General features: G+C 62.9%; 29 protein-coding genes and 1 tRNA gene. 13 read left to right on the forward strand and 17 right to left on the reverse strand.

From position 1 onward, the window contains the following. Nucleotides 1–4 precede the first annotated feature (4 nt). The 5 genes from J2X76_RS18900 to J2X76_RS18920 are packed head-to-tail and all read left to right on the forward strand — an operon-like array spanning nucleotide 5 to nucleotide 3,199. Nucleotides 5–994: an RluA family pseudouridine synthase gene (locus J2X76_RS18900; RefSeq protein ID WP_310218804.1), complete on the forward strand. Its 990-nt coding sequence runs from the start codon at nucleotides 5–7 to the stop codon at nucleotides 992–994. A 14-nt stretch (nucleotides 995–1,008) separates the two neighbouring features. Then, entirely contained in the window at nucleotides 1,009–1,200 is a 192-nt protein-coding gene (locus J2X76_RS18905) for a hypothetical protein (RefSeq protein WP_310218805.1), read from the forward strand. Continuing rightward, on the forward strand, nucleotides 1,197–1,850 hold the full coding sequence (locus J2X76_RS18910; protein WP_310218806.1) for an HAD-IA family hydrolase: 654 nt from the start codon (nucleotides 1,197–1,199) through the stop codon (nucleotides 1,848–1,850). Before J2X76_RS18905 ends, J2X76_RS18910 begins: the two co-directional genes overlap by 4 nt. Before the next feature lie 11 nt (nucleotides 1,851–1,861). Then, nucleotides 1,862–2,653, forward strand: a complete 792-nt coding sequence (locus tag J2X76_RS18915) for an ATP12 family chaperone protein (RefSeq protein ID WP_113130806.1) — start codon at nucleotides 1,862–1,864, stop codon at nucleotides 2,651–2,653. 57 nt (nucleotides 2,654–2,710) lie between these two features. Next, a complete protein-coding gene (locus J2X76_RS18920; protein WP_310218807.1) occupies nucleotides 2,711–3,199 on the forward strand; it encodes a hypothetical protein in 489 nt (162 codons plus the stop codon). A gap of 3 nt (nucleotides 3,200–3,202) precedes the next feature. Here J2X76_RS18920 and fghA read toward each other — a convergent pair whose 3' ends face one another. The 11 genes from fghA to lipB form a co-directional block, all read right to left on the reverse strand. Beyond that, nucleotides 3,203–4,036 (reverse strand): S-formylglutathione hydrolase, encoded by an 834-nt coding sequence (gene fghA, locus J2X76_RS18925; protein WP_310218809.1) that lies wholly within the window; start codon nucleotides 4,034–4,036, stop codon nucleotides 3,203–3,205. Between the two features lie 20 nt (nucleotides 4,037–4,056). Then, entirely contained in the window at nucleotides 4,057–4,719 is a 663-nt protein-coding gene (locus J2X76_RS18930; RefSeq protein ID WP_310218811.1) for a DUF1345 domain-containing protein, read from the reverse strand. Between the two features lie 16 nt (nucleotides 4,720–4,735). Further along, nucleotides 4,736–5,182, reverse strand: coding sequence for a YaiI/YqxD family protein (locus J2X76_RS18935; RefSeq protein ID WP_310218813.1), 447 nt, complete (start codon nucleotides 5,180–5,182; stop codon nucleotides 4,736–4,738). A gap of 24 nt (nucleotides 5,183–5,206) precedes the next feature. Next, complete coding sequence (locus J2X76_RS18940) at nucleotides 5,207–5,626, reverse strand: hypothetical protein (RefSeq protein ID WP_310218814.1); 420 nt, start codon at nucleotides 5,624–5,626, stop codon at nucleotides 5,207–5,209. Between the two features lie 106 nt (nucleotides 5,627–5,732). Next, nucleotides 5,733–5,921, reverse strand: coding sequence for a YegP family protein (locus tag J2X76_RS18945; protein ID WP_113130811.1), 189 nt, complete (start codon nucleotides 5,919–5,921; stop codon nucleotides 5,733–5,735). Between the two features lie 83 nt (nucleotides 5,922–6,004). Beyond that, on the reverse strand, nucleotides 6,005–7,132 hold the full coding sequence (locus J2X76_RS18950; RefSeq protein ID WP_310218815.1) for an S-(hydroxymethyl)glutathione dehydrogenase/class III alcohol dehydrogenase: 1,128 nt from the start codon (nucleotides 7,130–7,132) through the stop codon (nucleotides 6,005–6,007). 105 nt (nucleotides 7,133–7,237) lie between these two features. Beyond that, complete coding sequence (locus tag J2X76_RS18955) at nucleotides 7,238–7,852, reverse strand: GNAT family N-acetyltransferase (protein WP_310218816.1); 615 nt, start codon at nucleotides 7,850–7,852, stop codon at nucleotides 7,238–7,240. 72 nt (nucleotides 7,853–7,924) lie between these two features. Beyond that, entirely contained in the window at nucleotides 7,925–9,193 is a 1,269-nt protein-coding gene (locus tag J2X76_RS18960) for a hypothetical protein (protein WP_310218817.1), read from the reverse strand. Between the two features lie 148 nt (nucleotides 9,194–9,341). Then, nucleotides 9,342–9,995, reverse strand: a complete 654-nt coding sequence (locus J2X76_RS18965) for a hypothetical protein (protein WP_310218818.1) — start codon at nucleotides 9,993–9,995, stop codon at nucleotides 9,342–9,344. 156 nt (nucleotides 9,996–10,151) lie between these two features. Then, the gene (locus tag J2X76_RS18970) at nucleotides 10,152–11,072 is read right to left on the reverse strand and encodes a DMT family transporter (RefSeq protein WP_310218819.1); all 921 of its coding nucleotides are present in this window, start codon (nucleotides 11,070–11,072) and stop codon (nucleotides 10,152–10,154) included. A 62-nt stretch (nucleotides 11,073–11,134) separates the two neighbouring features. Beyond that, nucleotides 11,135–11,863 carry a lipoyl(octanoyl) transferase LipB gene (gene lipB / locus J2X76_RS18975; RefSeq protein ID WP_113130816.1) on the reverse strand — a complete coding sequence of 243 codons (729 nt, stop codon included), beginning with the start codon at nucleotides 11,861–11,863 and terminating at the stop codon, nucleotides 11,135–11,137. Here lipB and J2X76_RS18980 point away from each other — a divergent pair. From J2X76_RS18980 to J2X76_RS18995, 4 genes are all read left to right on the forward strand, one after another. Next, nucleotides 11,862–12,074, forward strand: a complete 213-nt coding sequence (locus J2X76_RS18980) for a hypothetical protein (RefSeq protein WP_310218820.1) — start codon at nucleotides 11,862–11,864, stop codon at nucleotides 12,072–12,074. The two genes, lipB and J2X76_RS18980, sit on opposite strands and share 2 nt — an antisense overlap. Beyond that, a tRNA-Leu gene (locus tag J2X76_RS18985) sits at nucleotides 12,039–12,123 on the forward strand. The genes J2X76_RS18980 and J2X76_RS18985 overlap by 36 nt, the downstream gene beginning before the upstream one ends. Nucleotides 12,124–12,265: 142 nt before the next feature. Beyond that, a complete protein-coding gene (locus J2X76_RS18990) occupies nucleotides 12,266–13,189 on the forward strand; it encodes a hypothetical protein (protein ID WP_310218822.1) in 924 nt (307 codons plus the stop codon). Between the two features lie 35 nt (nucleotides 13,190–13,224). Then, complete coding sequence (locus J2X76_RS18995) at nucleotides 13,225–13,647, forward strand: OsmC family protein (protein ID WP_310218824.1); 423 nt, start codon at nucleotides 13,225–13,227, stop codon at nucleotides 13,645–13,647. A gap of 3 nt (nucleotides 13,648–13,650) precedes the next feature. Here the strand turns inward: J2X76_RS18995 and J2X76_RS19000 are convergent, their stop codons facing one another. The 3 genes from J2X76_RS19000 to J2X76_RS19010 form a co-directional block, all read right to left on the reverse strand. After that, on the reverse strand, nucleotides 13,651–14,142 hold the full coding sequence (locus J2X76_RS19000; protein WP_310218826.1) for a BON domain-containing protein: 492 nt from the start codon (nucleotides 14,140–14,142) through the stop codon (nucleotides 13,651–13,653). A gap of 70 nt (nucleotides 14,143–14,212) precedes the next feature. Then, nucleotides 14,213–14,467, reverse strand: coding sequence for a BON domain-containing protein (locus J2X76_RS19005; protein ID WP_310218828.1), 255 nt, complete (start codon nucleotides 14,465–14,467; stop codon nucleotides 14,213–14,215). Nucleotides 14,468–14,535: 68 nt separating this feature from the next. Continuing rightward, complete coding sequence (locus J2X76_RS19010) at nucleotides 14,536–15,027, reverse strand: peptide deformylase (protein WP_310218829.1); 492 nt, start codon at nucleotides 15,025–15,027, stop codon at nucleotides 14,536–14,538. A 195-nt stretch (nucleotides 15,028–15,222) separates the two neighbouring features. Between J2X76_RS19010 and mgtE the strand changes: the two genes are divergently transcribed. Continuing rightward, nucleotides 15,223–16,641: a magnesium transporter gene (mgtE, locus tag J2X76_RS19015; RefSeq protein ID WP_113130882.1), complete on the forward strand. Its 1,419-nt coding sequence runs from the start codon at nucleotides 15,223–15,225 to the stop codon at nucleotides 16,639–16,641. 58 nt (nucleotides 16,642–16,699) lie between these two features. Beyond that, the gene (locus J2X76_RS19020; protein WP_162732436.1) at nucleotides 16,700–17,092 is read left to right on the forward strand and encodes a MerR family DNA-binding transcriptional regulator; all 393 of its coding nucleotides are present in this window, start codon (nucleotides 16,700–16,702) and stop codon (nucleotides 17,090–17,092) included. Nucleotides 17,093–17,109: 17 nt separating this feature from the next. On the opposite strand, the gene J2X76_RS19025 is transcribed toward J2X76_RS19020, so the two are convergent. Together J2X76_RS19025 and J2X76_RS19030 are read right to left on the reverse strand one after the other, a co-directional pair. Further along, nucleotides 17,110–18,096 carry a DUF1624 domain-containing protein gene (locus tag J2X76_RS19025; protein ID WP_310218831.1) on the reverse strand — a complete coding sequence of 329 codons (987 nt, stop codon included), beginning with the start codon at nucleotides 18,094–18,096 and terminating at the stop codon, nucleotides 17,110–17,112. Between the two features lie 23 nt (nucleotides 18,097–18,119). After that, the gene (locus J2X76_RS19030; protein ID WP_113284891.1) at nucleotides 18,120–18,818 is read right to left on the reverse strand and encodes a DUF599 family protein; all 699 of its coding nucleotides are present in this window, start codon (nucleotides 18,816–18,818) and stop codon (nucleotides 18,120–18,122) included. Nucleotides 18,819–19,347: 529 nt separating this feature from the next. Here J2X76_RS19030 and J2X76_RS19035 point away from each other — a divergent pair. Both J2X76_RS19035 and J2X76_RS19040 read left to right on the forward strand, forming a co-directional pair. Next, nucleotides 19,348–20,748, forward strand: a complete 1,401-nt coding sequence (locus J2X76_RS19035) for an L-serine ammonia-lyase (protein ID WP_310218832.1) — start codon at nucleotides 19,348–19,350, stop codon at nucleotides 20,746–20,748. 70 nt (nucleotides 20,749–20,818) lie between these two features. Beyond that, nucleotides 20,819–21,256, forward strand: a complete 438-nt coding sequence (locus J2X76_RS19040; protein WP_113130886.1) for a DUF1489 family protein — start codon at nucleotides 20,819–20,821, stop codon at nucleotides 21,254–21,256. Between the two features lie 35 nt (nucleotides 21,257–21,291). Here J2X76_RS19040 and J2X76_RS19045 read toward each other — a convergent pair whose 3' ends face one another. Beyond that, nucleotides 21,292–21,555, reverse strand: a complete 264-nt coding sequence (locus J2X76_RS19045) for a hypothetical protein (RefSeq protein ID WP_310218898.1) — start codon at nucleotides 21,553–21,555, stop codon at nucleotides 21,292–21,294. Nucleotides 21,556–21,567 lie beyond the last annotated feature (12 nt).

Consider the following 21,567-nt stretch of genomic DNA (forward strand, 5'->3'; position numbering starts at 1 on the left):
TTTGATGGCAGGCATCGAGCATATCCGCGTCGAGGCGGACGAGGCGGGCATGCGGCTCGACCGATGGTTCAAGATCCATTATCCGGGCCTCGGCTTCGGGCCGCTGCAGAAACTGCTGCGCTCCGGCCAGGTGCGGGTCGACGGCGGGCGGGTGAAATCCGACGCCCGCGTGCAGCCGGGACAGACGGTGCGCATTCCGCCGATGGAGGTCGACGCCAAGAAGACGGGGCCGATCGCCGGCAGGGATCTCAAGCATTCCAGCGATTTCGAACTCCTGTCGCGCATGGTGCTGCACGAGGACGAGAAGGTGATCGTGCTCAACAAGCCGGCCGGCCTTGCGGTGCAGGGCGGATCGGGCGTGGCGCGTCATATAGACCAGATGCTCGACAGCTGGATCAGCCCGAAGGGCGAAAAGCCGCGGCTGGTCCACCGGCTCGACCGCGATACGTCCGGCGTGCTGGTGATCGCTCGCACCCGGGGTGCTGCCCAGAAGCTGACGGCCGCCTTTCGCGAACGGGACACCAAGAAGACCTATTGGTCGCTGGTGAGAGGCGTGCCGCGCAAGCACGAGGACAAGATTTCCACCTGGCTGGTCAAGGAGCAGACGCCGGATGGCGACCGGATGCGGATCGCCAAGCATGGCGAGGAGGGGGCCGACCACGCGGTCTCCTACTACCGCGTTCTGGAGACGGCGGCGCAGTCGCTCGCCTGGCTGGAAATGGAGCCCTATACCGGCCGCACCCACCAGCTGCGCGTCCACGCATTGCATATCGGCCACCCGATCATCGGCGATCCGAAATATTTCATCGACGATCCGAACTGGGATTTCCCCGGCGGCATCCAGAAGCGGCTGCACCTGCACGCGCGGCATATCGACATTCCGCATCCGAATGGCGGGCGCCTGAAGATCACGGCGCCTTTGCCGCCGCACATGGTGCAGAGCTGGAACCTGCTCGGGTTCGACATGGAAAACGGCGCGAGAGACGACGATTGAGGTAATCAGAACCTATGGATCCTATTTACGCTATAATATTTATCGCGCTTTTCGCTTTCCTGTTTCTTTCTTTTCGCGCGCGGCGCGAGATCAAAAAGGTGGGTGATGACAATAGCGCTGCCGTCAAAGAGAATACGGCCGCTGTTCGCGAACATACCGAAATTCTTCGCCAATACCTTGCCCTGAAAGCATCTGAAACCAAATGAAACTGGTCCTTTTCGATTGCGACGGCACGCTGGTCGACAGCGCCGGCCTGATCCACGAAACCATGCGCCGCACCTTTGCCCATTTCGGCAAGCCGGAGCCCAGGGTGGAAGACACCAAGGCGATCATCGGGCTGACGCTCGACATCGCGATTGCCCGCATGCAGGGCAAGCCGCATGCGGACGAGGAAGCCGTCGAGATGATGGCCTATTACAAGACGCTGTTTGTCGTGGTGCGCCAGGATCTCGATTTCAAGGAGCCGTTGTTCGACGGGATCCGGCAGGTAATTGATACGATCGGGCCGCGCGACGACCTGCTGATCGGCGCCGTCACCGGAAAATCCCGGCGTGGGCTGAAGCTGGTCATGGAGACGCACGGTTTCGACAGGTATTTCGTCGTGTCGCGCACCGCCGACGACTGTCCGTCGAAGCCGCATCCGGCCATGGTGACCGAATGCTGCGACCAGACGGGCATCGAACCTTCCGCGACCCTTGTCATCGGCGACGCCATTTACGATATGCAGATGGCGAAGGCGGCCGGCGCCACGGCGATCGGCGTTTCCTGGGGTTATGCCTCGGTGGACGATCTCAACAAGGCCGGAGCCGACGTGATCGTCCATCATCCGAGCGAATTGCTGAGCCATATCGGCTGAGGTTTATTTCCATGCGTGACATGTTTCCCGATCCATCCGAAGCGCTGAGCCATGCCGATCCGACGCGGCGGGCGCAGATCCAGATGCAGAAGCCGCTGCCGAAACGCTTCTACAGCCAGGTCTCGGTTGCCGAAGGCGAGGGCGGCCATGCGATCCACCTCGACGGCCGCCCGGTCAGGACGCCTGCCAAGAACGGCCTCGTGGCGCCGACGGCGCGGCTCGCCGAACTGATCCGCGACGAATGGGCGAGCCAGGTGGATGTGATCGATCCCGGCACCATGCCGGTGACCCGGCTCGTCAACACGGCGATCGACGGCATCGCGGCAGATCCCCAGGCGGTGTTCGAGGACATCCTGCGGTTCTCCTCGAGCGACATGTTGTGCTACCGCGCCGAAGGGCCGGAAAACCTGGTGGCGCGCCAGAACGACCTCTGGGATCCGATCGTCGACTGGGCGGCGAACGAACTCGGCGCACGCTTCATCCTGATCGAGGGCGTGATGCCGCAGGAACAGCCGAAGGAGGCGACCGCCGCCTTTGCGGTGACGCTGAAGAAATACGACACGCCGATCGAACTCGCGGTGCTGCACACGGTAACGACGCTGACCGGTTCGGCACTGCTGGCGCTTGCCTTCGCAGAGGGCCGGCTTACCGCCGACGAGGCCTGGGCGCTTGCCCATCTCGACGAGGACTGGACCAACGAGCACTGGGGCACGGATGCCGAGGCCGAACATCGCCGGGCCAAGCGGCTCGAGGAAATGCGGGCGGCGACCGAAACTTTTCTTGCGTTGAAGCCTCAGGCTTAATCGTTCTCTAACCCTGTTCGTTGGAACATCGGAAGGTGCCGTTTTGCGGGTTCCTTCATGTTCCGTCGTCTGTTTCGTTTCTGTCTTATTGTGCTGACGGCCCTGCCGCTGATGTCGTTCCGTTTGGAACAGGCAAGCACGGCGCAGGAAAAACTTCTCTATGACGTGCGCGGCGCCTTCGTGACCGCTCGGCCGGACGTGCCGAAGGGGCTGGTGATCGCGACCGACATGCTGGTCGACGAGGCGATCCGCGCGACTACCCGATCGATCGCCCTGCCGCGGACGATCATCTCGGTGCGCATCGACGAGATGTCGCATCTGCCGATGCTGATCGGCAGCCGGCGCGAGGCGAAGGTGACGGTGCAGGCGATCTCGGTCAATACCGGCGAGCCGATCGCCAAGGGAACGTTCAAGACGTCGATCTTCCTGCTGGACGGGGACACGGCCGACCGCGATCTCGCCGAAAAGATCGCCGACCGCATCTCCAGCGAATTCCGTCTCGACGGGACACGGCGCCCGACCATGGCAACCGCGCTGTTTCAGTGAGGGTCAGGCAAGCCTCTGCGCATGCCAGCGCAGGTGATCGTCCATGAAGGTCGAGATGAAATAATACGAGTGGTCGTAGCGCTCGTGCAGGCGCAGCGTCACGTCGATGCCGGTTCCCTTCGCCGCCTCCTCGAACAGCCAGGGGCGCAGGCCGTTTTCCAGAAAGCCGTCCGCCTTGCCCTGGTCGATCAGGAATTCCGGGAAGCGGGCGCCATCCTTGACCAATGCGCAGGCATCGTATTGGCGCCAGGCCGTGCGGTCGGGACCGAGGTATTTTTCAAAGGCGGGGGCCGACCAGTCGGCGGTCGAGGGTTCGACGATCGGGGCGAAGGCGGAGCAGCTCCTGAACCGCTCCGGGTTCTTCAGCGCGATCGTCATGGCGCCGTGGCCGCCCATGGAATGGCCGAAAATGCCCTGGCGGTCCATGTCCATGCGAAAATGCTGGCTGACGAAGTTCGGCAGTTCCTCGGTGATGTAGGTGTACATCTGGTAGTTTTCGGCCCAGGGCTTTTCCGTGGCGTCGAGATAGAAGCCGGCGCCCTTGCCCATCTGCCAGTTGGTGAGTTCGTCGGGCACGTCGTTGCCGCGCGGGCTGGTATCCGGGCAGACGATGATGAGGCCGAGTTCGGCGGCCATGCGCCGGTATTCACCTTTTTCCATGACGTTCGCATGGGTGCAGGTCAGGCCGGAGAGATACCAGACGACCGGGCAGGGCGCCTTGATCGCCTGCGGGGGCACGAAGACGGCAAAGGTCATCTCGCATCTGCAGGCTTCGGACGGGTGCATGAACACGCCCTGCATGCCGCCGAAAGCGGTGTTCTGGGAAAGGACCTTCATCGCTGCTCCTTGGATAGATGTCAGTTGCCCATCGACACGACGGCGTTGACGGCCGCGGCGACAAGGACGGTGTTGAAAAAGAAGGACACGACCGCATGCAGCAGGTTGATGCGGCGCATGGCGGTCGTGGTGATCTGGACGTCCGAGGTCTGGGCGGTCATGCCGATGACGAAGGAAAAATACAGGAAATCGAAGGCGCCGGGTTCGTCCGTCTCGGGGAAGTCGAGGCCGCCGCGCCGCGCCTCGTTCTCCTGCGCCTGTTCGTCGGGCCGCCAGAACAGATGGGCGTAATGCATGGCGAACATGGTGTGGATCGTCAGCCAGCCGAGCACGACCGAAGCGAAGGCGAGGGAGACGGCGGCAAGGCCCGCCGGTTGCGAGCGGTTCAATGCCTCGAACAGCGAAACGACGGCGGCGGCGACCGCAAGCAAGGTCACCGCGAGGATCACCGGCGCCGGTTCGTCGTCGTTCTGTCCCTTGCTGCGCAGCGTGGCGCCATCGAGTTTCGGAATGCGCACGGCCATCATGACCAGATAGATCAGGAAGAAGACGACGACCGCGATGCCGGCGGAAAGTTCCGGCACATAGACGATCAGGAACGGCAGGCAGGCCAGCGAGGCGATCGTGCCGGCGAAGAACGGTCCATGCCTGCGATAGTTCAGTCTGTGCCAGGGGCTCGCCATCCGCGTTTCCGATCGCTCACTGGGTTGACTTGGCGCGGCGGCACAGCCTGTCCAGCGTTTCCAGGAATTTCGACCGGTCGCGCGGCGAAAAGGCGGCATTGTAGCCCTTGCTCTCGCCGGTTTCCCGCAGATGCTGGCCGAGGTCGCGCATGGCGCTCGCCATGCCGATATTGGTTTCGTCGAAGACGCGGCCGGTCGGGCCGGTAACCTGCGCGCCGGCGGCAACACAACGCACGGCCAGCGGCACGTCGGCCGTGACGACGATGTCGGAGGCTCCGGCGCGTTCGGCGATCCAGTTGTCGGCGGCATCGAAGCCCGCCGAGACGATGACGTTGTGCACCATCGGGTCGCGCGACGGGCGAAGCCCGGAATTGGCGACGAAGGTCACTTCCAGGCCGTGGCGTTCCGCGACTTTCAGGATCTCCGGCTTGACCGGACAGGCATCGGCATCGACATAAATCATCCGGAATTCCCGATCAGCCCGCGCTCATCTGCGGGTCCAGACCTCAGTGATGGCCTTCTTCGAGCCGTTGTAAGTCCAAACGCCCTTCCAGGTTCCGTCGGGCTGCTCGAAATACATGGCGATCCCGAAAGAGCTGTTGTCGGACGTATATCCGACCGAAAGGGCGATATCGTCGCGGCTTGCGGGACCGACTCGGAACCTGTTGTCGCCGACGAATTTCGCGCCAAGACCGGTGCCGACGGACCGGCTTCCGGCGATATCCCAGACGACCTCATAGGTTTCGCCGGAACGCGTGACCTTGACGGTGCCGGCATATTGCTTGCCGGTATCCGGGTTGTCGCCGACGACGCTGAAATTGCCTGTCGGGTCCGCTGAAGCAACGGCGGGAAAAACCAGCGACAGGCCGGCAACCATCGGGGCAATCATCACCATCCGTTTCCGCATTGCCGTCTCCTGACGAATGGAAGCCTCTGGCACCCGGTAGATCGGTGACGTGCCGGAGAGGTGGGCAGCGCAGCCCGACCCAGCGGGCTGCGCGCGGAAAACGGTATCAGGCCACAGAGGTCGTCTGGTCGTCGACCGTTGCGCCGGGTACGTTCTTCTTGATGGATTCAATGGCCGACACGGCGGAAGCCTTGGCCGAATAACCTTCGGACGAGAACATGGCCTGACCGTTCGGAGCCTTGAAGCGGAAACGGTATTCGCCGGCCTTGTCCTTGTAGATTTCGAATTTGTACATCTTCTGCATCCCCATTGATCGGAGTTGAACCTGGACTTATTCGCAGCAATGAAGCGCGTTTCCGGAAAGCACCGGAACCGCCCTCAATAGATCACTACGCTGCGAATCGATTCGCCGCCATGCATCAGCTCGAAACCCTTGTTGATGTCTTCGAGCGGCATGGTGTGGGTGATCATCGGATCGATCTCGATCTTGCCCTCCATGTACCAGTCGACGATCTTCGGCACGTCGGTGCGGCCGCGGGCGCCGCCGAAGGCCGTGCCCATCCAGGTGCGGCCGGTGACGAGCTGGAAGGGGCGGGTGGCGATTTCCTGGCCGGCGCCGGCAACGCCGATGACGACCGACTTGCCCCAGCCGCGATGCGAGCTCTCCAGCGCCTGGCGCATGACCTTGGTATTGCCGGTGCAATCGAACGTATAGTCGGCGCCACCGATCTGGTCGGCGCCGCGCTTCGTCAGGTTGACGAGGTAAGGCACGATGTCGCCGTCGACTTCCTTCGGGTTGACGAAATGGGTCATGCCGAAGCGTTCGCCCCAGGCCTTCTTGTCGTTGTTGAGGTCCACGCCGATGATCATGTCGGCGCCGGCAAGCCGCAGCCCCTGGATGACGTTCAGACCGATGCCGCCGAGACCGAAGACGATCGCGGTTGCGCCGATCTCCACCTTGGCGGTGTTGATGACCGCGCCGATGCCGGTCGTCACCCCGCAGCCGATATAGCAGACCTTGTCGAAGGGGGCGTCGGGGTTGATCTTGGCGACCGCGATCTCCGGCAGGACCGTGTAGTTCGCGAAGGTCGAGCAGCCCATGTAGTGGTGGATCTTGTCCTTGCCGATCGAGAAGCGCGAGGTGCCGTCCGGCATCAGGCCTTGCCCCTGGGTGGAGCGGATCGCGGTGCACAGGTTGGTCTTGCGCGACAGGCAGGACGGGCATTCGCGGCATTCCGGCGTGTAGAGCGGAATGACGTGGTCGCCCTTCCTGACCGAGGTGACGCCGGGACCGACATCGACGACGATGCCTGCACCTTCATGGCCGAGGATCGCCGGGAAAAGGCCTTCGGGGTCGGCGCCCGAGAGCGTGAAGTCATCGGTGTGGCAGATACCGGTCGCCTTCACCTCGATCAGCACTTCGCCGGCACGGGGACCTTCGAGCTGCACGGTCATGACTTCGAGCGGTTTGCCGGCCTGAACGGCGACGGCGGCGCGGACATCCATGATGTTCTCCCTTGAGGCTTTACAGATTCGCCGCGACCTTTGCACAGGCGAGGGGGCCGGCTCAAGCCGGAACGAGCCGTTCCCGGTCGCATTTCGGTCGGCGGATCAGGGACCGATCAGGGGCACGTGCGGGGACGCCGTGCGCGGCATCTGGCCGGTCAGGCGCGGATCGTCCAGAACCTCGACCATCAGGGCATAGGGCGTGAACCCGGACCGCTGGTAGAACTGCATGGCGGCGGGGTGGTCGAAATGACAGGTATGCACCCAGAAACGGCGGATCGGATGGGCCCAGGCCTTCTCGATCGCCCAGTTCATCAGGAAGCGGCCGGCGCCTTTGCCGATCGCGCCGGAGACCAATCCGAAATAGACGAGCTCGCATTCGCCCTCTTCCCGGAAATCGAGCTCCAGGAGGCCGATGCGACGGCCGCCGTCGAGCAGCACGTAAATTTCGACCTGCGGATCGTTGAGCACCGCGGCAAGCTCGTCGTCGCCCATCACCAGGCGCGAGACCCACATCCAGTTCTCACCGACGGCGCGGAACAGGGCGCGGTATTCGTCGGGTGCGGGAGACTGCCAGTGTTCCAGCACCAGCGTGTCCGGCGCCGGCGAGGTTTTCCTGCGCGGGCGGCCGTGCATTTCGAGGCAGGTCACGACGGTCGCGATCTTGCCGGGCGGGACGGCGGAATAGCCGGATGGAAGTGGCGGGTTTTCTGTCTTCATGTCACCTTTGGAGCCGCTTGAAGCATCGATGTCAATGGGTGGAGACGCCAATCTCCGGGATAGCCCGGCCGGTCATCCGAACAGGCGGTCGCAGGCATAGACGAGACCGTAGGAATGGATGGCGACCGCGGCATAGAGACCGAGGCCGGCCATCAGCCGCTCGCCGGGATGCATGGGGTCCAGGCTTTCGCGCGGTTTGACCGACGAGAAGCCGATCAGGCTCATCAGCGTGAAGACGGCGAGCGCCGCGATCAGGGCCGTGGACGACAGCCCGATGCGGTAACCGACCCAGAGCATCAGCAGCGTGATGCCGAAACTGCCGGCGACGAGCAGGCTGCGGGTCGGGAAGATCTGTCTCAGCACCCTTCCGCCGTCGAAACGGTACATGGGCAGGAGATTGAGAAGGTTGAAGGCGCCCAATACCAGCAGGAAGACCAGGGCCGGTTCCCGCAGCGCCACCGGCAGCACGCGGCTGTTCGCCAGTTCATAACCGGAAACCACAACCGGAACCAGGAATGCCGACATGCCCGCGCCCATCAACGCGCAGGTTGCCACTTCGAAGCGGCTCTTATAGGGGCGTCCGCCGATTGCCAGACCGCCGAGCAGCGGCACGAAGATCATCCTGACCCTTTCGTGCCCGAAGGCGCGGTAGGCCGCCATGTGGCCGAGCTCGTGCAGCACGATGACCAGGGTGAGGATGACCGAGATCGTCAGGCCGGCGGCGGTAAGCCCGAAAAACGGCCAGAGCAGAATCGTGGAAAGGACGGCCAGACATATCTGGGTGACGGGGTGCTCGATCATGCCGCCCGCCTTCGGCCGGCCGCTCTCGAGCCAGGCCGTCAGCGACGAAAGCTCGCGGCGGATCATGAAGTAGCGAAACAGGTAGACGCCCAGGCCGCGATAGGTGTCCGTCTGCGCCAGGATCAGGGTCGAGCCGCCTCTCTCCGCCGAGACCGCACGGTATTCCTCGAAATCGCGCCAGAAGGAAATGTCGAGCACCGTATCGTCGATCACGCGCGACCGGCTCTCGTAGCTGTGGCTGAAGCGATCGACGCTCTCCTCCACCTTGAAGACACGCCTGATCGGCGCGCCGTGGCGGTCTGGATGGCTGTAGGCGATCTCGACGCCACCGTGGTCCTGCTCCGGCCCGGAGGAGAGAACCGAGGGATTCCAGCTCGCCTCCTCGCCACCCGGATGAAAGGCTCTCCAGAGGCGATCCGGGGAGATTTCGAATCTCCGATGCAGCATGATGGTGCGGCGGCCGACGGGTGCGGCCATCAGCAGCCAGAGAAGGCCGAGATTGATCGTCAGCAGCAGTATGGCTGAAACAATGGGCGTCATGTCGGCCTCCGGAGCCTGTCGGCCTGGCATTGGCCGATCATCACAGACACCTTTAGGCCGATTGATTTTCCACGCGGTTTAGCCAGTCGCTAAAATGCGAATGAACAGCCGAGCGATGTGGTGGGGCGCGGGGGGACCCGGTGGATCGTCAGGCCGCCACCTCTTCCGTCAGGCGATGTCCGGCATCGGTCACCAGCCAGGGACCGGAACGCAGCACCTCTCTCGGCCTTTCATAGGTGACCACCGCCGCGATCATCTCCCGCCAGGCGGGGTGATGGGCGTCACGGTCGGCCAGTTCGTCGATCTCGCGCAGGACCAGCGCTTCGAGCGGCGAGAGCATCAGCCGGCCACGCTCCATCGCTCCGCGCAATACGCGCCAGATATAGGCGAGGTCAAAGGCGGTGATGCCGGCCGAGGCCGGGCGGGCGGCATGATAGGCGCCCCGCGGGTCGGGCTCGAGGGCCAGGCGGACCTGGTCGAGCGCAAAGGCCGAGAGGCTCTCCGGCACTTCGGACGCGACTTCCATGGCATGCAGCAGCAGTTCGAGCTCGAGCGCCGAATGAACGGCTCCGTCGGCGGCGATCGTGCGCATCAGCCAGCCGGCCTTCGCGTCGTCGATACGTCCCGTCGGCGTGGCGCCGCGCACGAGATATGCCGCCAGGCTTTCGACGAAATAGATCGACCATTCGGGGCTGTGTTCGGGACAGGAATCATTCAGCGCAAAAAGGGCGAGCGCATCTTCGGAGGTGCGAATGCCGTCCGGAAACGCGTATTTGCGCAGCATCAAAATATCGTCGGCCATGATCCGACCCTTCCCGGCGATGACACATGCCGGAAAAGAAAAGCGGAATCCGCTCATCTTCTTTTCTCCGTTTCATCATGAAACTGAATATGGTGATAAACGAGAGAAGTTGAGGGCTGGACAACAAGCGCGGTTAACCGGTGGACAACGGAACGGTCAAACCGCTTCGAGCTGTTTCGATCTGGAACGCTCCCGCCAGATGATGAACAGGCCGGAGGCAACGATGATGGCGATGCCGAGCCATTTGGAGGCGGTCGGAAAATCGCCGAACAGGGCGTACCCGAGCACCGTCGCCGAGATGATCTCGAAATACTGGAACGGCGCGAGCAGCGACAACGGCGCCAGCCGGAAGGCGCGCACCACGAGCAGATGGATATAACCGGAGATCGAACCGAGCAGCATCAGCAGGACGAGGCCGAGCCAGGAGGCGGGAAGCGAGGGCGCGAAATCCTCGGCCCCTGCGCCATCGCCGATCACCAGGGCCGCCGCCATGAACAGCGTGCCGCCGACGCCGGCCATGGTCTGCATGACGAGCGGCGAATCGGCCTCGCCGATCGCGCGGTTGAGGAAGAGGTAGAGCGAAAACAGGAAGGCGCAGGCGACCGGCAGCAGCGCCGTCCAGCCGAAGATCGCATAGCTCGGCTGGATGACGATCATCGCGCCGCCGAAACCGACGACGATCGCAAGCCACCGCCGCCAGCCGACCCTTTCGCGCAGGAAGATCGCCGACATCATGGTGAGCATGAAGGGCTCGACGAAATAGATGGCGAAGACATCGGCGAGCGGCATGTATTTGACCGCCGCGAAGAACATCAGGCTGGCCGCCGCATGCAGCACGCCGCGCAGCAGGTTCATCCAGGGGCGCTTCGGCCGGAAGATGGCGGCGCCCGTGAAAACGACGAACGGCAGGATGCAGACGAGCTGGAAAAAGAACCGGTAGAAGGTCACCTGGCCGGGCGACATCGCCTCGAAGGTCGCCATGTATTTGGCGATGGCATCCATCAGCGGCAGGATGGCCATGCAGGCGGCCATGATGGCCATGCCCTTCAGCGGATTTTCAGGTGTGGAAGGGTGCATGCGCGGCACTTTCGAGGAACCGGCTTCTTCAACCACAGCGATTGGCAATGTTCAAGGCACGATCAGGCCGCGGCAGGCTCGGAAACCGTGGCGCCGAAGATTTCCTCGAATGCTTCGCGCAGGCGCATGTCGACATCGGCCATCATCACCGGAAGGCCGAGATCGACGAGGCTCGTCACGCCATAGGCGCTGATGCCGCAGGGCACGATGCCGGTGAAATGCGAAAGGTCGGGATCGACATTGAGGGACAGACCGTGGAAGCTCACCCAGCGGCGCAGGCGGATGCCGAGGGCCGCCACCTTGTCCTCGGCCATCGTTCCATCCGGCAGGAGCGGCTTTTCCGGCCGGCGCACCCAGACCCCGACGCGATCCTCGCGACGCTCGCCGCGCACGTTCATCATCCCGAGGGTCAGGATCACCAGTTCCTCGAGCGCCGCCACGTAGGCGCGCACGTCCTGGCGCCGGCGCTTGAGGTCGAGCATCACATAGGCCACCCGCTGGCCGGGGCCGTGATAGGTATATTCGCCGCCTCGGCCTGTGGAAAACACCGGGAACCGCTCCGGCTCGATCAGGTCGGCCGAATCGGCGCTGGTGCCGGCGGTATAGAGCGGCGGGTGTTCTAGCAGCCAGACCAGTTCGTCGGCGCGGCCATCGGCGATCGCGGCCACCTCCCGCTCCATGTCCGCCACCGCCTGTTCATAGGGGACCAGCCCATCGGAGATTCGCCAGCGCACCGGCGGAGAACCGGCCTGCGGCAGCATGGAGAGGTTGAGATCGGTGCGTGTGAGCATGGAAAATCTTCTGGCAAAAACAAAAGGGGGCGGCAAGGGGGCCGGTTTCGGCCCGGTTTATATAGGCATCGGGGAGAAGAATTTTTATCCTTCAAAAATCTGTCACGGCGCACTTGTGCACCCCAAATGCTTTTGCTACATGCAGCCCCGCCGGCGCAAGTCGGCTCTACCACGGGCGGTCGTGGCGGAATTGGTAGACGCGCAGCGTTGAGGTCGCTGTGTCGCAAGACGTGGAAGTTCGAGTCTTCTCGACCGCACCAAATAAGAAACCCGCTTCGGCGGGTTTTTTGTTGTCTGGATCACAGCGGACAGAACCAGCCGCTAAAAATTTAGCGGCCAAGCTCCCGTTCCCTTTAGATTTTTCCCCTAATCCCGTTGATCCGGGACATCTGGGGAAAAGACATGAAGACGCTTATCTTTGCGCAGGCTTTCGCCTGCCTTCTGGCAACCACCGTCGTTGCGTCCGCAGAAACGATTTCCATGGACGCTCATTCGCCGGAGCTTTCCGTCAAGGTGGCGGAGGGGATCGGCACGGCCAATGCCCATATCGTCGCAGAGATGACGCGACAGGATGCCGGCGACTATTGCTCGAACTGGTTTGCGGGCCGCGGCAAGACGGCGATCAACGACTGCATCAAAAGCAGCCTGGATGGTGCCAACACCAAGGCGGAGATAAGCGCCGACTGCGATGCCGGCTCACTCATCGACCCTCGCGGCCGGAAGTTCACCTTCACCGGCGTTTGGGAGAAGCATGACGATATCAGGGCGCCCGGGCGGTTCCGCTTCAAGGACGAGACCGGCTCGACGGTCGAGCCCAATAATGCGGCGGGCGGGCTTACCCTGGCCCATTTCTGGACGACGCTCTGCCCGCAGGGCTTTCCCACGCTGGACGCAGAATTCAATCCCTACGTCAGGAAGAGGGAATTCGCGCTTGCCTCCAGCAAGGACACGGACCATCCGCTCAACGACAGCCTGAATATCGAACCGTTCATCCACAACGACTCGTTCATGCATGTCAGCTACAGGTACGGGATCATCACCTATCACGATCCGAAGCCATCGATCGTCGGCACGATCCAGCCGAACACGCTGCTGTTCCAGGGCAGGATCGAGCATATGGGCGAGGCGATCGGCGTCGCCTACACGTTCAAGAAGGGCTGCGAACCGGCACCCTATTTCGTGGTCGGCTATTACCACGCCAAAACATCGAGCTATTTCCTGCATGGCAAGGCGCCGTTGCGCAGCAAGACGAATTGCGATGTTATCGGCTACAGCGAGAAAAGCCCGAATGCGACCTTGAAATTGCAGGCCTATCTGATGGATTGATCCCGGTGCCTATGTTGCAAGGTAAGGAGAAGCCCATGGTCGAACTGAAGATCAAGACACGGCCGATCGGTGCGACGGCCGTCCTCGGACGTCTCGGTCACCCGCAGGTGACGAGCGAGACGAACGGGCATGTGGACGTGGTTACCGGCGCTTCCGAGCCCGGCTTCAATCCGCTGGACCTGATGTTTTCCTCGCTCGCGGCCTGCCTCGTGCTCAGCGGCCGCATCGCTGCAAGCAAGCTCGGCATTCTCGACAGGCTGAGCGAGGTGAGGGTGCATGTGACGGGCGAGAAAGCCCATGGAGAGCCATCGCGCATCAGCAGTTTCATCGTGGATTTTCACGTCGAGGGTGATTTCGACGACGAGCAGAGGCTGCAGATCGCCCATATGGCGGAACAGATCTGCACCGTCAGCAATACGCTGAAGACCTCGCCGGATATTTCGCTGACGATCCGCTAGCCGTCAGTCGTCGTCGGGAATGTGACTGTCGACGCCTTCGAGCCGGAGGTTGTTGACGAGTTCGCGCACGCCCGCGACACGCTGGATACGCCGCACGATCTTGCGCGACGTCGCCGCATCGTCGACAGCGCCTTCGAGCGTCACGGTACCGTCCTCGACATGCACGTCGATCGAGGCCATGTCGATCATGTCCAGCTCGTCGATCGCGTCGGTTACCCGTTCTTCGAGATCGTCGGCTTCCTCGATACCCTTGGTGCCGGGGCGCACGCTGTCCACCAGCCGCTCCTCGGACCCGTCGCTTTCGACGCCATCCACCTGATAGCCCGGATTGCGCTCCGCATCGAAATTGGCCTTGGGATCGCCATAGGCGGCGTTATCGACGGGGCGGGTGCCTGCTCCATCGTCATAGGGCCAGCCGTCATCGATATTCCGGTCGTCGTAATCGCGAAAATCTTCCTCGCGGGAAATATCGTCCGCTTTCTTCTTGCCCGGCACTGCGGTCTCCTGTCATCCAAACGGACCCGGCGCACCCCCGTTCATCGGCTGGCGCGCCGGGTATTTCGCCTCAATGGCTCGCGGATGCGCCATTCTTGCCCGTCAGGGCCAAATGGCTTTCGACATCATGTACGCCATCCACGGTCTCCGCGCTCAATACGGCCTTCCTGGCCGAGAACACGGTATCGACCGAACCCTCGAGGACAACCTTGGTTCCCTCGGCATGCGGTTCTATCGTCGATGAATCGACATCCGGCAGTGCAGCCAGACGCTCCGATACTTTCTGTTCGAGTTCTGCTGCGGTCTTGTCTGCTGTCGCATTCACGGTCGTAGCTCCTCGTTGGCTTTGCGACCGGATAACGGACGAACGCGGATTTGGTTCTGCCGTGCTTCTTATTTTCCCTTGTCCCATTTGCGCAGCAGCCGGTCGCGTTTCAGGCGGGACAGCCGCTTCAGCCAGAAGATGCCGTCGAGCTGGTCGATCTCGTGCTGCATGCAGATGGAATAGAAGCCGTCCGCGTCCTCTTCCCGGACGGCGCCGTCGAGGTCCTGGTAGCGGAACCGGATCCTTTTCGGGCGCTCGATCTCGTCGTTGGCGCCCGGCATCGAGACGCTGCCTTCCATGTGCCGCATTAGCTCGGCGGAGGAGGCGAGGATTTCCGGATTGGCATAGAAACGCGGACCGCTTTCCTTCGAGAGTTCCAGCACGACCAGCCGGGTGAAGACGCCGACATGGGCTGCGGTGATGCCGACGCCGGGCGCCGCCCGCATCGTATCGAGAAGGTCATGGGCAAGCGCGGTCAGGCCCGGGTCGAAGACCGAAACCGGTTCGCAAGGTTTCGACAGGCCCGGATCGGGATATTTCAGGATGGTTCGGATGGCCATTTTTCGAACTCCGCTGGCTGCGCGCCGGGATTTTTCCGCATGGTTTCGCCATGCGCTCTGGACCCGGAACAGCAATTGTTCTAGCAGGAAAACCGGTGGTGCGAGCAATAGCGCCGGATCTAGCTATCCGGTTGTTGACAATATGTTTTTTGCCGCCATTCTCCTTTTGTCGAAGACCAGCAGCGAGGGCGGCAGATGAGCGATATCGGCGAAGACGTCCGCCTGCGCACAAAAACCGACGATGCCGGTGACGACATCTATTCCGAAGACGGTGCGATCCGTGCCGACTTCCTGGCGATGGTGGGCGCAGCGATCGCCGATCGCGACACGCTTTTCCTGCGCAGCCATGTGGCGCGCCTGCACGAATCGGAACTCGGCGACCTTCTCGAAGCCATCCTGCCCGACCAGCGCCACGCGCTCGTGCGGCTGCTCGGCGACGATTTCGACCTGACCGCGCTGACCGAAGTCGACGAAAACATCCGCATGGAGATCGTCGACCAGATGCCGAACGCGCAGATCGCGGCGGCGATCGGCGAACTCGATTCGGACGACGCGGTCTACATTCTCGAAGACCTCGACCACGAGGACCGGGAAGAGATCCTGGCGCAGCTGCCGTTTACCGAACGGGTAAGACTGCGGCGCGCGCTCGACTATCCGGAACAATCGGCCGGCCGCCGCATGCAGACGGAATTCGTCGCCGTGCCGCCGTTCTGGACCGTCGGCCAGACGATCGACTACATGCGCGACGAGGAGGACCTGCCGGAGAGTTTTACCCAGATCTTCGTCATCGACCCGACCTTCAAGCTGCTCGGCGTGCTCGACCTCGACCGTATCCTGCGCGCCAAGCGGCAGGTGAAGATCGAGACGATCATGCGGGAAACCAACTATCCGATCCCGGCCGACATGGACCAGGAAGAGGCAGCGCAGCTCTTCGAACAATACGACCTGATCTCGGCTGCCGTCGTCGACGAGAACGGAAGGCTGGTCGGGGTGCTGACCATCGACGACGTGGTCGACGTCATCCAGGAAGAGGCGGAAGAGGACATCCTTCGCCTTTCGGGCGTCGGCGACGAAGAACTGTCCGACTCGGTCAGGGAGACCTCGCGGTCGCGCGTGCCGTGGCTGCTGGTCAACCTGTTCACCGCCTTCATTTCCGCCTCGGTGATCTCGCTGTTCGAGGCGACGATCGAACAGGTGGTGGCGCTCGCCATCCTGATGCCGATCGTGGCCGGCATGGGCGGCAATGCCGGCTCGCAGACGATGACCGTGACGGTGCGGGCGCTTGCGACCCGCAATCTCGACATTCACAATGCCTGGCGGGTCGCCCGACGCGAGGCCGGCGTCGGGCTGATCAACGGCGTGGTGATCGGCTGTCTCGTCGGCACGGTGGCGGGGCTGTGGTTCCATGATGTCCATATCGGCGGGCTGATCGCCACCGCCATGCTGATCAACATGTTCGCGGCCGCCATGGCCGGCATCATGATCCCGCTGCTACTCGACAGGGCCGGGGCCGACCCGGCGGTATCGTCGGCGGTGTTCGTCACGGCGATCACCGATACGACCGGTTTCTTCTCGTTCCTCGGCCTTGCGACCTGGTGGTTCATGCTCAGCTGAGCGCGAAAAATTGACTGTTACGTAAAAGTCAATTAGTTTGGCTGACGAGTAGCAGGACATGGTCGTGAACAAGTATTATAGCATTACGGAGCTGACGCGTGAATTCGGGGTCTCGACCCGCACGCTGCGCTTCTATGAAGACGAGGGTCTGATCCACCCGGAACGCCGGGGCCGCACGCGGCTTTTCCGGGCGACGGATAGGCGGCTGATCCAGGAAATCCTGCGCGGGCGCCGGATCGGCTTCACGATCGCCGAGATCCGCGAGATCATCCAGGTCTACAAGGAACCGCCGGGCGAGCTCGGGCAGCTCAAGCTCCTGATGACCCGCATCGACGAAAAGCGCAACGACCTGCGCCAGAAGCGCAAGGATATCGACGACACGCTGACGGAACTCGACAATGTCGAGGAGGCCTGCCTGACCCGGTTGGCCGAAATCGGCGTCGGGACCTGATTCTCAAGAAAATCCGGCTATTGCGCCTCGATCGAGCATTGTTCGGCGAGCGCCTGCACCCGGCTGTCCTGCGGGGCGATGGTGCCGGATTGCAGCGGCGTCATCAGTGACTGGGCGATCAGCTTATCGGCCGTGCAGCCGCAGAATTTCCGGCAGAGGCCGGCATCGTTGCCCTGGCCGGTGCAGCCCGCTTCGCAGCTCCGGACATAGCCGATACGGGGGTCCGGCGGCGGCGCCGGGTGCACCAGCGAGAACAGATAGACGAGCGCGATCAGTACCGGCTGATGGACAAGGTAGACGACGAGGCTGTGGCGGCCGGCCTTGGAGAGCAGGTTCTCCCGCGTCTGGACCGCCGCGAGCCTCGGCAGCCATTTCCTCGACAACGCGATGCGGGCGACGGTCACGCCGGCAAGCAGGGCGGCGATCCACGGAAACAGCGGCACGTAGTCGTTCGAGCGCGGCGGGATTTCTGCAAAGCCGAGCCAGCTCAGATAACGCGGATCGAAAAAACTCGAGTCCAGGACCCGGGGCGCAAGGCCGTAATCGACGATCATCGCGACGACGACCAGGACCACGACGGCGCCGGTCAACAACGGCGACAGGCCCAGGAACGCAAGGCCGATCAGGCTCGACAGCGCAATATTGTGCAGGATCCCGAAATAGATCCATTCGCCGCGGAACGCGATGAAAGTGGCGATGCTGATGGCGACCGCGGCACCCGCGACCATCGCGAAACGCTTCCAGAAGGATTGCCAGCGGATGACCGGGAAATGAGCGAGAACGAGGCTGACGCCCGCCAGAAACAGGAACGAGCTGGCGATCGCGCGTGCATAGACCCGGAAGAAGCCCTGGGTCGCCGTCCCGGAATCGAGATAGCCGAAAAATTCCAGGTCCCAGGTGAAATGATAGGTCGCCATGGCGACGAGGGCGACGCCGCGCAGCGTATCGATGAGCGTGATGCGGGGCCTGCGCGACGGGGTGGTCTCAGTTTCGGCAACGGTCACTGCTTGTCTTTCCGGATCAGGTCTCAAGGTGCGCCGCGGTCCATGATCGCCAGTCGCGCCTCCGAGAAATACTGGCGGCGGGTGAGCACGACGACCACGACGAGGGTCATCGCGATGAACATATAGGGCCCGATGAACCAACCGAGATAGCCGATCGACAAAAAGAGCGCCCGCAGGCCCGAATTGAAATGACCGGCCGCGATCGTGTTCATCCGAACCACCTGGTCGGCCGCCCGTTCGGCGGCAGCCCGGTCGGCATTGGTATCGTGCATCATCGGCAAGGCGCCGAAGAGAATGGTGCAATAGTTGAACAACCGGTAGGACCAGCCGAACTTGAAGAAGGAATAGCCGAACAGGAAGGTCAGGCCGGCGACCTTGAGTTCGAAGGCGGTGCGGCCGCCGTAAACGACGAAGGGCAGGTCGCGGAAGACGGCTTCCACCTGTTCGGTGGCGCCGAGCAGCGCGAAACAGCCGCCGATCGCGAAGATCGACGTCGAGGCGAAAAAGGCGGTGCCGTTCTGCAGGCCGGCCAAAATCTGAGTATCAATCATCTTAAGGTCGCGACGGAGGGAATTGTAGATCCATTCGCGCCGCCGTTCGGCCATGGCGCGGTTGAGGCTGGCGCGCGGAAAAAACCGCGAGCCGGCGCCGGCGGTCACCCAGGAATAGAGGGACCAAAGGACGGCAAAGAGGGCAAGCGCACCATAGTCAGCGGTCGTCATGGGCTTTTACGGGTCCGGAATCGATCTCTCTGCCTCTCGTCATGCTTTGTTTCGGTTTCGGCGGCAAGCCTCCTTGATCCGAATGGCAACGGCTACCGCCGCTGCTCGTTCGCAATGCGACCATTCACACCTGCGCCCACGCCTTTGCCATGTTTCCGCCGTTTTCCGGATTGCGAAGGCCACGGGATTTTAATAGACCATTAGCCATGACGGCCCGGAGCGGACGCTCGTCGATGCAGCAAGAGCCTGGAGACAGCATGGAAGATACGGTTCAGAAGTCCTGTTGGGGCGTGACCTTCAAGGCGCTCCTGGGATTTGCAGGGGTTTTGGCTCTCGCATATCTGTTCGGCGCCATCTGATCGCCCCCGAGAGATTCCGGAATTTCCTTCCGCGGCGTGGTATTCGAACCGCGCCGTTTCTATTTTAGGATCATGTCGCGGCCGTTTCACCGGATGTCGGGCAACCGCCAAGGCATGGCGGCGGTCTGGCATAGGCTCGACCATCCATCTCTTTTACCGCACGGGTCACCATGTTCCTGTCCGTTTTCGACGTCTTCAAGATTGGCATCGGTCCTTCGAGTTCGCACACGATGGGACCGATGTCCGCCGCCAACCGCTTCCTGGAGCTCATCCTCTCCAGCGACTGGCCGCGGCCGGCCGGCGCCCATGTCGCGGCGCTGAAGGTGAGCCTGCACGGTTCGCTCGCTTTCACCGGGATCGGTCACGGGACGGGCAGGGCGGTGATCCTCGGCCTCGTCGGCGAGGTGCCGCACAAGGTGGACCCCGACCGGATGGACGAGATCATCGCCGAGGTGGAGCGGACCGGCCGCGTGATGCCGCCCGGCCATCCGTCTTATGAATTCCAGCCGAAGACCGACCTGATCTTCGACAAGAAGCAGCCGCTGCCGGGCCATGCCAACGGCATGAGCTTTTCCGCCTTCGACCGGGACGGCCGGCTTCTCCTGAAGCGGATCTATTATTCGATCGGCGGCGGGTTCGTGGTGACCGATACCGAACTCGAGGCGATGCGCGGCGCAAAGAAATCGGCAGGCGACGCCCGCATTCCCTATCCCTTCGCCTCCGCCAGGCAGATGCTCGACATGGCGCGCGGCTCCGGCCTGACGATCGCCCAGATGAAGCGCGCCAACGAAGAAACCAAGATGGGCACCGCGGAGCTCGACGAGGGTCTCGACCGGATCTGGGACGCGATGTCGAGCTGTATCGACCGCGGGCTCAAGGTCGACGGGATCATGCCGGGCGGGCTGAAGGTGAAGCGCCGCGCACGGGCCATCCACGACAAGCTGAACGAGGAATGGCGCAGCAACCGGCTGAACCCGCTGCTCGCCAACGACTGGCTCTCCGTCTATGCGATGGCGGTCAACGAGGAGAATGCCGGCGGCGGGCGCGTGGTCACGGCGCCGACCAACGGGGCTGCCGGCGTCATTCCGGCGACGGTACGTTATTACCTGCATTTCCACGATGACGCCACCCAGGCGGATATCCATAACTTCCTGCTGACGGCGGCGGCCATCGGCGGCATCATCAAGCACAATGCTTCGATCTCGGGCGCCGAGGTCGGCTGTCAGGGCGAAGTGGGCTCGGCCGCCGCCATGGCCGCGGCGGGGCTTGCGGCCGTCATGGGCGGTTCGCCGGAGCAGATCGAGAACGCCGCCGAGATCGCGCTCGAACACCATCTCGGCATGACCTGCGATCCGATCGCCGGCCTCGTGCAGGTGCCCTGCATCGAGCGCAATGCGCTCGGTGCCGTCAAGGCGGTGACCGCCGCCTCGCTCGCCATCAAGGGCGACGGCACGCATTTCGTGCCGCTCGACGCCTGTATCGAGACGATGCGCCAGACGGGCAACGACATGAGCGAGAAATACAAGGAAACCTCGACCGGCGGGCTCGCCGTCAACGTCGTGGAGTGCTGAGCCGTTCTACCGCTGTGGAAGGGGCCGAGCAAACGCTTGACCTCACGCGCGGATAGGTTTTCAACGAGCCATGGCTCTTCATCTCATCAAACTCTGCGTCGGCGCCGACTCGATCCAGGATCTCCAGGATTGGGTTGCCGAGCGGTCGCTCAATGCGATTGCCGCCGGCCTCGAACCGCACAGCATCCATACGACGCGCATGGTGCCGAAGCGGATGGAGGAACTGCTCGATGACGGATCTCTCTACTGGGTGATCAAGGGGCAGGTGATGGCGCGGCAGAAGCTTCTCGACGTCCGCACGGTTACCGGCGGCGACGGAATCCAGCGTTGCCAGCTGGTGCTCGGGCCGGAGGTGATCGAGACCGCGCCGCAGCCGAAGCGGCCCTTCCAGGGATGGCGCTACCTGAAAAGCGAGGAAGCGCCGCGCGACCTCGGCAAACTGGGCGAGGACGTGGCGGCGCTTCCGGAAGATCTGCGGCGGGAACTCGCCGAGCTTGGACTTCTGTAGCCTGAAAACCTGCGATCAGCTTTGCCTGATCGTGATCAGCGAAGCTTGATGCGAACGGGCGAACGCCCGGCACGGGCGCCGACATGCAGATGGACATTGGCTTCCGGCTGGGAATGACGCCAGGCGCGGGCACCGTGGCTCAGCAGCATGGAGACCAGGTCGCGGGTCTTTTCCTTGGAGCGGTTCAAGCCCAGGCCGGCAAGCCGCATCGCCGCCTCGTGAAGCGGGTTGAGCGCCACGCCCCGGGCTCTGGATTTTTGTGTCGAATGGAAGGCCAGTTCGGCGCTGTTTTCATTCATCATCGGAAACCC

The sequence above is a fragment of the Neorhizobium sp. 2083 genome (assembly GCF_031455615.1).
In the GTDB taxonomy this organism is placed as follows: domain Bacteria; phylum Pseudomonadota; class Alphaproteobacteria; order Rhizobiales; family Rhizobiaceae; genus Neorhizobium.

Bases quoted from the DNA above. Each gene is read 5' to 3' on its own strand.
- J2X76_RS18900 (WP_310218804.1), top strand. From the start codon at position 5: ATGGCAGGCATCGAGCATATCCGCGTCGAGGCGGACGAGGCGGGCATG.
- J2X76_RS18905 (WP_310218805.1), top strand. From the start codon at position 1,009: ATGGATCCTATTTACGCTATAATATTTATCGCGCTTTTCGCTTTCCTG.
- J2X76_RS18910 (WP_310218806.1), top strand. From the start codon at position 1,197: ATGAAACTGGTCCTTTTCGATTGCGACGGCACGCTGGTCGACAGCGCC.
- J2X76_RS18915 (WP_113130806.1), top strand. From the start codon at position 1,862: ATGCGTGACATGTTTCCCGATCCATCCGAAGCGCTGAGCCATGCCGAT.
- J2X76_RS18920 (WP_310218807.1), top strand. From the start codon at position 2,711: ATGTTCCGTCGTCTGTTTCGTTTCTGTCTTATTGTGCTGACGGCCCTG.
- fghA (WP_310218809.1), bottom strand. From the start codon at position 4,036: ATGAAGGTCCTTTCCCAGAACACCGCTTTCGGCGGCATGCAGGGCGTG.
- J2X76_RS18930 (WP_310218811.1), bottom strand. From the start codon at position 4,719: ATGGCGAGCCCCTGGCACAGACTGAACTATCGCAGGCATGGACCGTTC.
- J2X76_RS18935 (WP_310218813.1), bottom strand. From the start codon at position 5,182: ATGATTTATGTCGATGCCGATGCCTGTCCGGTCAAGCCGGAGATCCTG.
- J2X76_RS18940 (WP_310218814.1), bottom strand. From the start codon at position 5,626: ATGCGGAAACGGATGGTGATGATTGCCCCGATGGTTGCCGGCCTGTCG.
- J2X76_RS18945 (WP_113130811.1), bottom strand. From the start codon at position 5,921: ATGTACAAATTCGAAATCTACAAGGACAAGGCCGGCGAATACCGTTTC.
- J2X76_RS18950 (WP_310218815.1), bottom strand. From the start codon at position 7,132: ATGGATGTCCGCGCCGCCGTCGCCGTTCAGGCCGGCAAACCGCTCGAA.
- J2X76_RS18955 (WP_310218816.1), bottom strand. From the start codon at position 7,852: ATGAAGACAGAAAACCCGCCACTTCCATCCGGCTATTCCGCCGTCCCG.
- J2X76_RS18960 (WP_310218817.1), bottom strand. From the start codon at position 9,193: ATGACGCCCATTGTTTCAGCCATACTGCTGCTGACGATCAATCTCGGC.
- J2X76_RS18965 (WP_310218818.1), bottom strand. From the start codon at position 9,995: ATGGCCGACGATATTTTGATGCTGCGCAAATACGCGTTTCCGGACGGC.
- J2X76_RS18970 (WP_310218819.1), bottom strand. From the start codon at position 11,072: ATGCACCCTTCCACACCTGAAAATCCGCTGAAGGGCATGGCCATCATG.
- J2X76_RS18980 (WP_310218820.1), top strand. From the start codon at position 11,862: ATGGAAAATCTTCTGGCAAAAACAAAAGGGGGCGGCAAGGGGGCCGGT.
- lipB (WP_113130816.1), bottom strand. From the start codon at position 11,863: ATGCTCACACGCACCGATCTCAACCTCTCCATGCTGCCGCAGGCCGGT.
- J2X76_RS18990 (WP_310218822.1), top strand. From the start codon at position 12,266: ATGAAGACGCTTATCTTTGCGCAGGCTTTCGCCTGCCTTCTGGCAACC.
- J2X76_RS18995 (WP_310218824.1), top strand. From the start codon at position 13,225: ATGGTCGAACTGAAGATCAAGACACGGCCGATCGGTGCGACGGCCGTC.
- J2X76_RS19010 (WP_310218829.1), bottom strand. From the start codon at position 15,027: ATGGCCATCCGAACCATCCTGAAATATCCCGATCCGGGCCTGTCGAAA.
- mgtE (WP_113130882.1), top strand. From the start codon at position 15,223: ATGAGCGATATCGGCGAAGACGTCCGCCTGCGCACAAAAACCGACGAT.
- J2X76_RS19020 (WP_162732436.1), top strand. From the start codon at position 16,700: ATGGTCGTGAACAAGTATTATAGCATTACGGAGCTGACGCGTGAATTC.
- J2X76_RS19030 (WP_113284891.1), bottom strand. From the start codon at position 18,818: ATGACGACCGCTGACTATGGTGCGCTTGCCCTCTTTGCCGTCCTTTGG.
- J2X76_RS19035 (WP_310218832.1), top strand. From the start codon at position 19,348: ATGTTCCTGTCCGTTTTCGACGTCTTCAAGATTGGCATCGGTCCTTCG.
- J2X76_RS19040 (WP_113130886.1), top strand. From the start codon at position 20,819: ATGGCTCTTCATCTCATCAAACTCTGCGTCGGCGCCGACTCGATCCAG.
- J2X76_RS19045 (WP_310218898.1), bottom strand. From the start codon at position 21,555: ATGAATGAAAACAGCGCCGAACTGGCCTTCCATTCGACACAAAAATCC.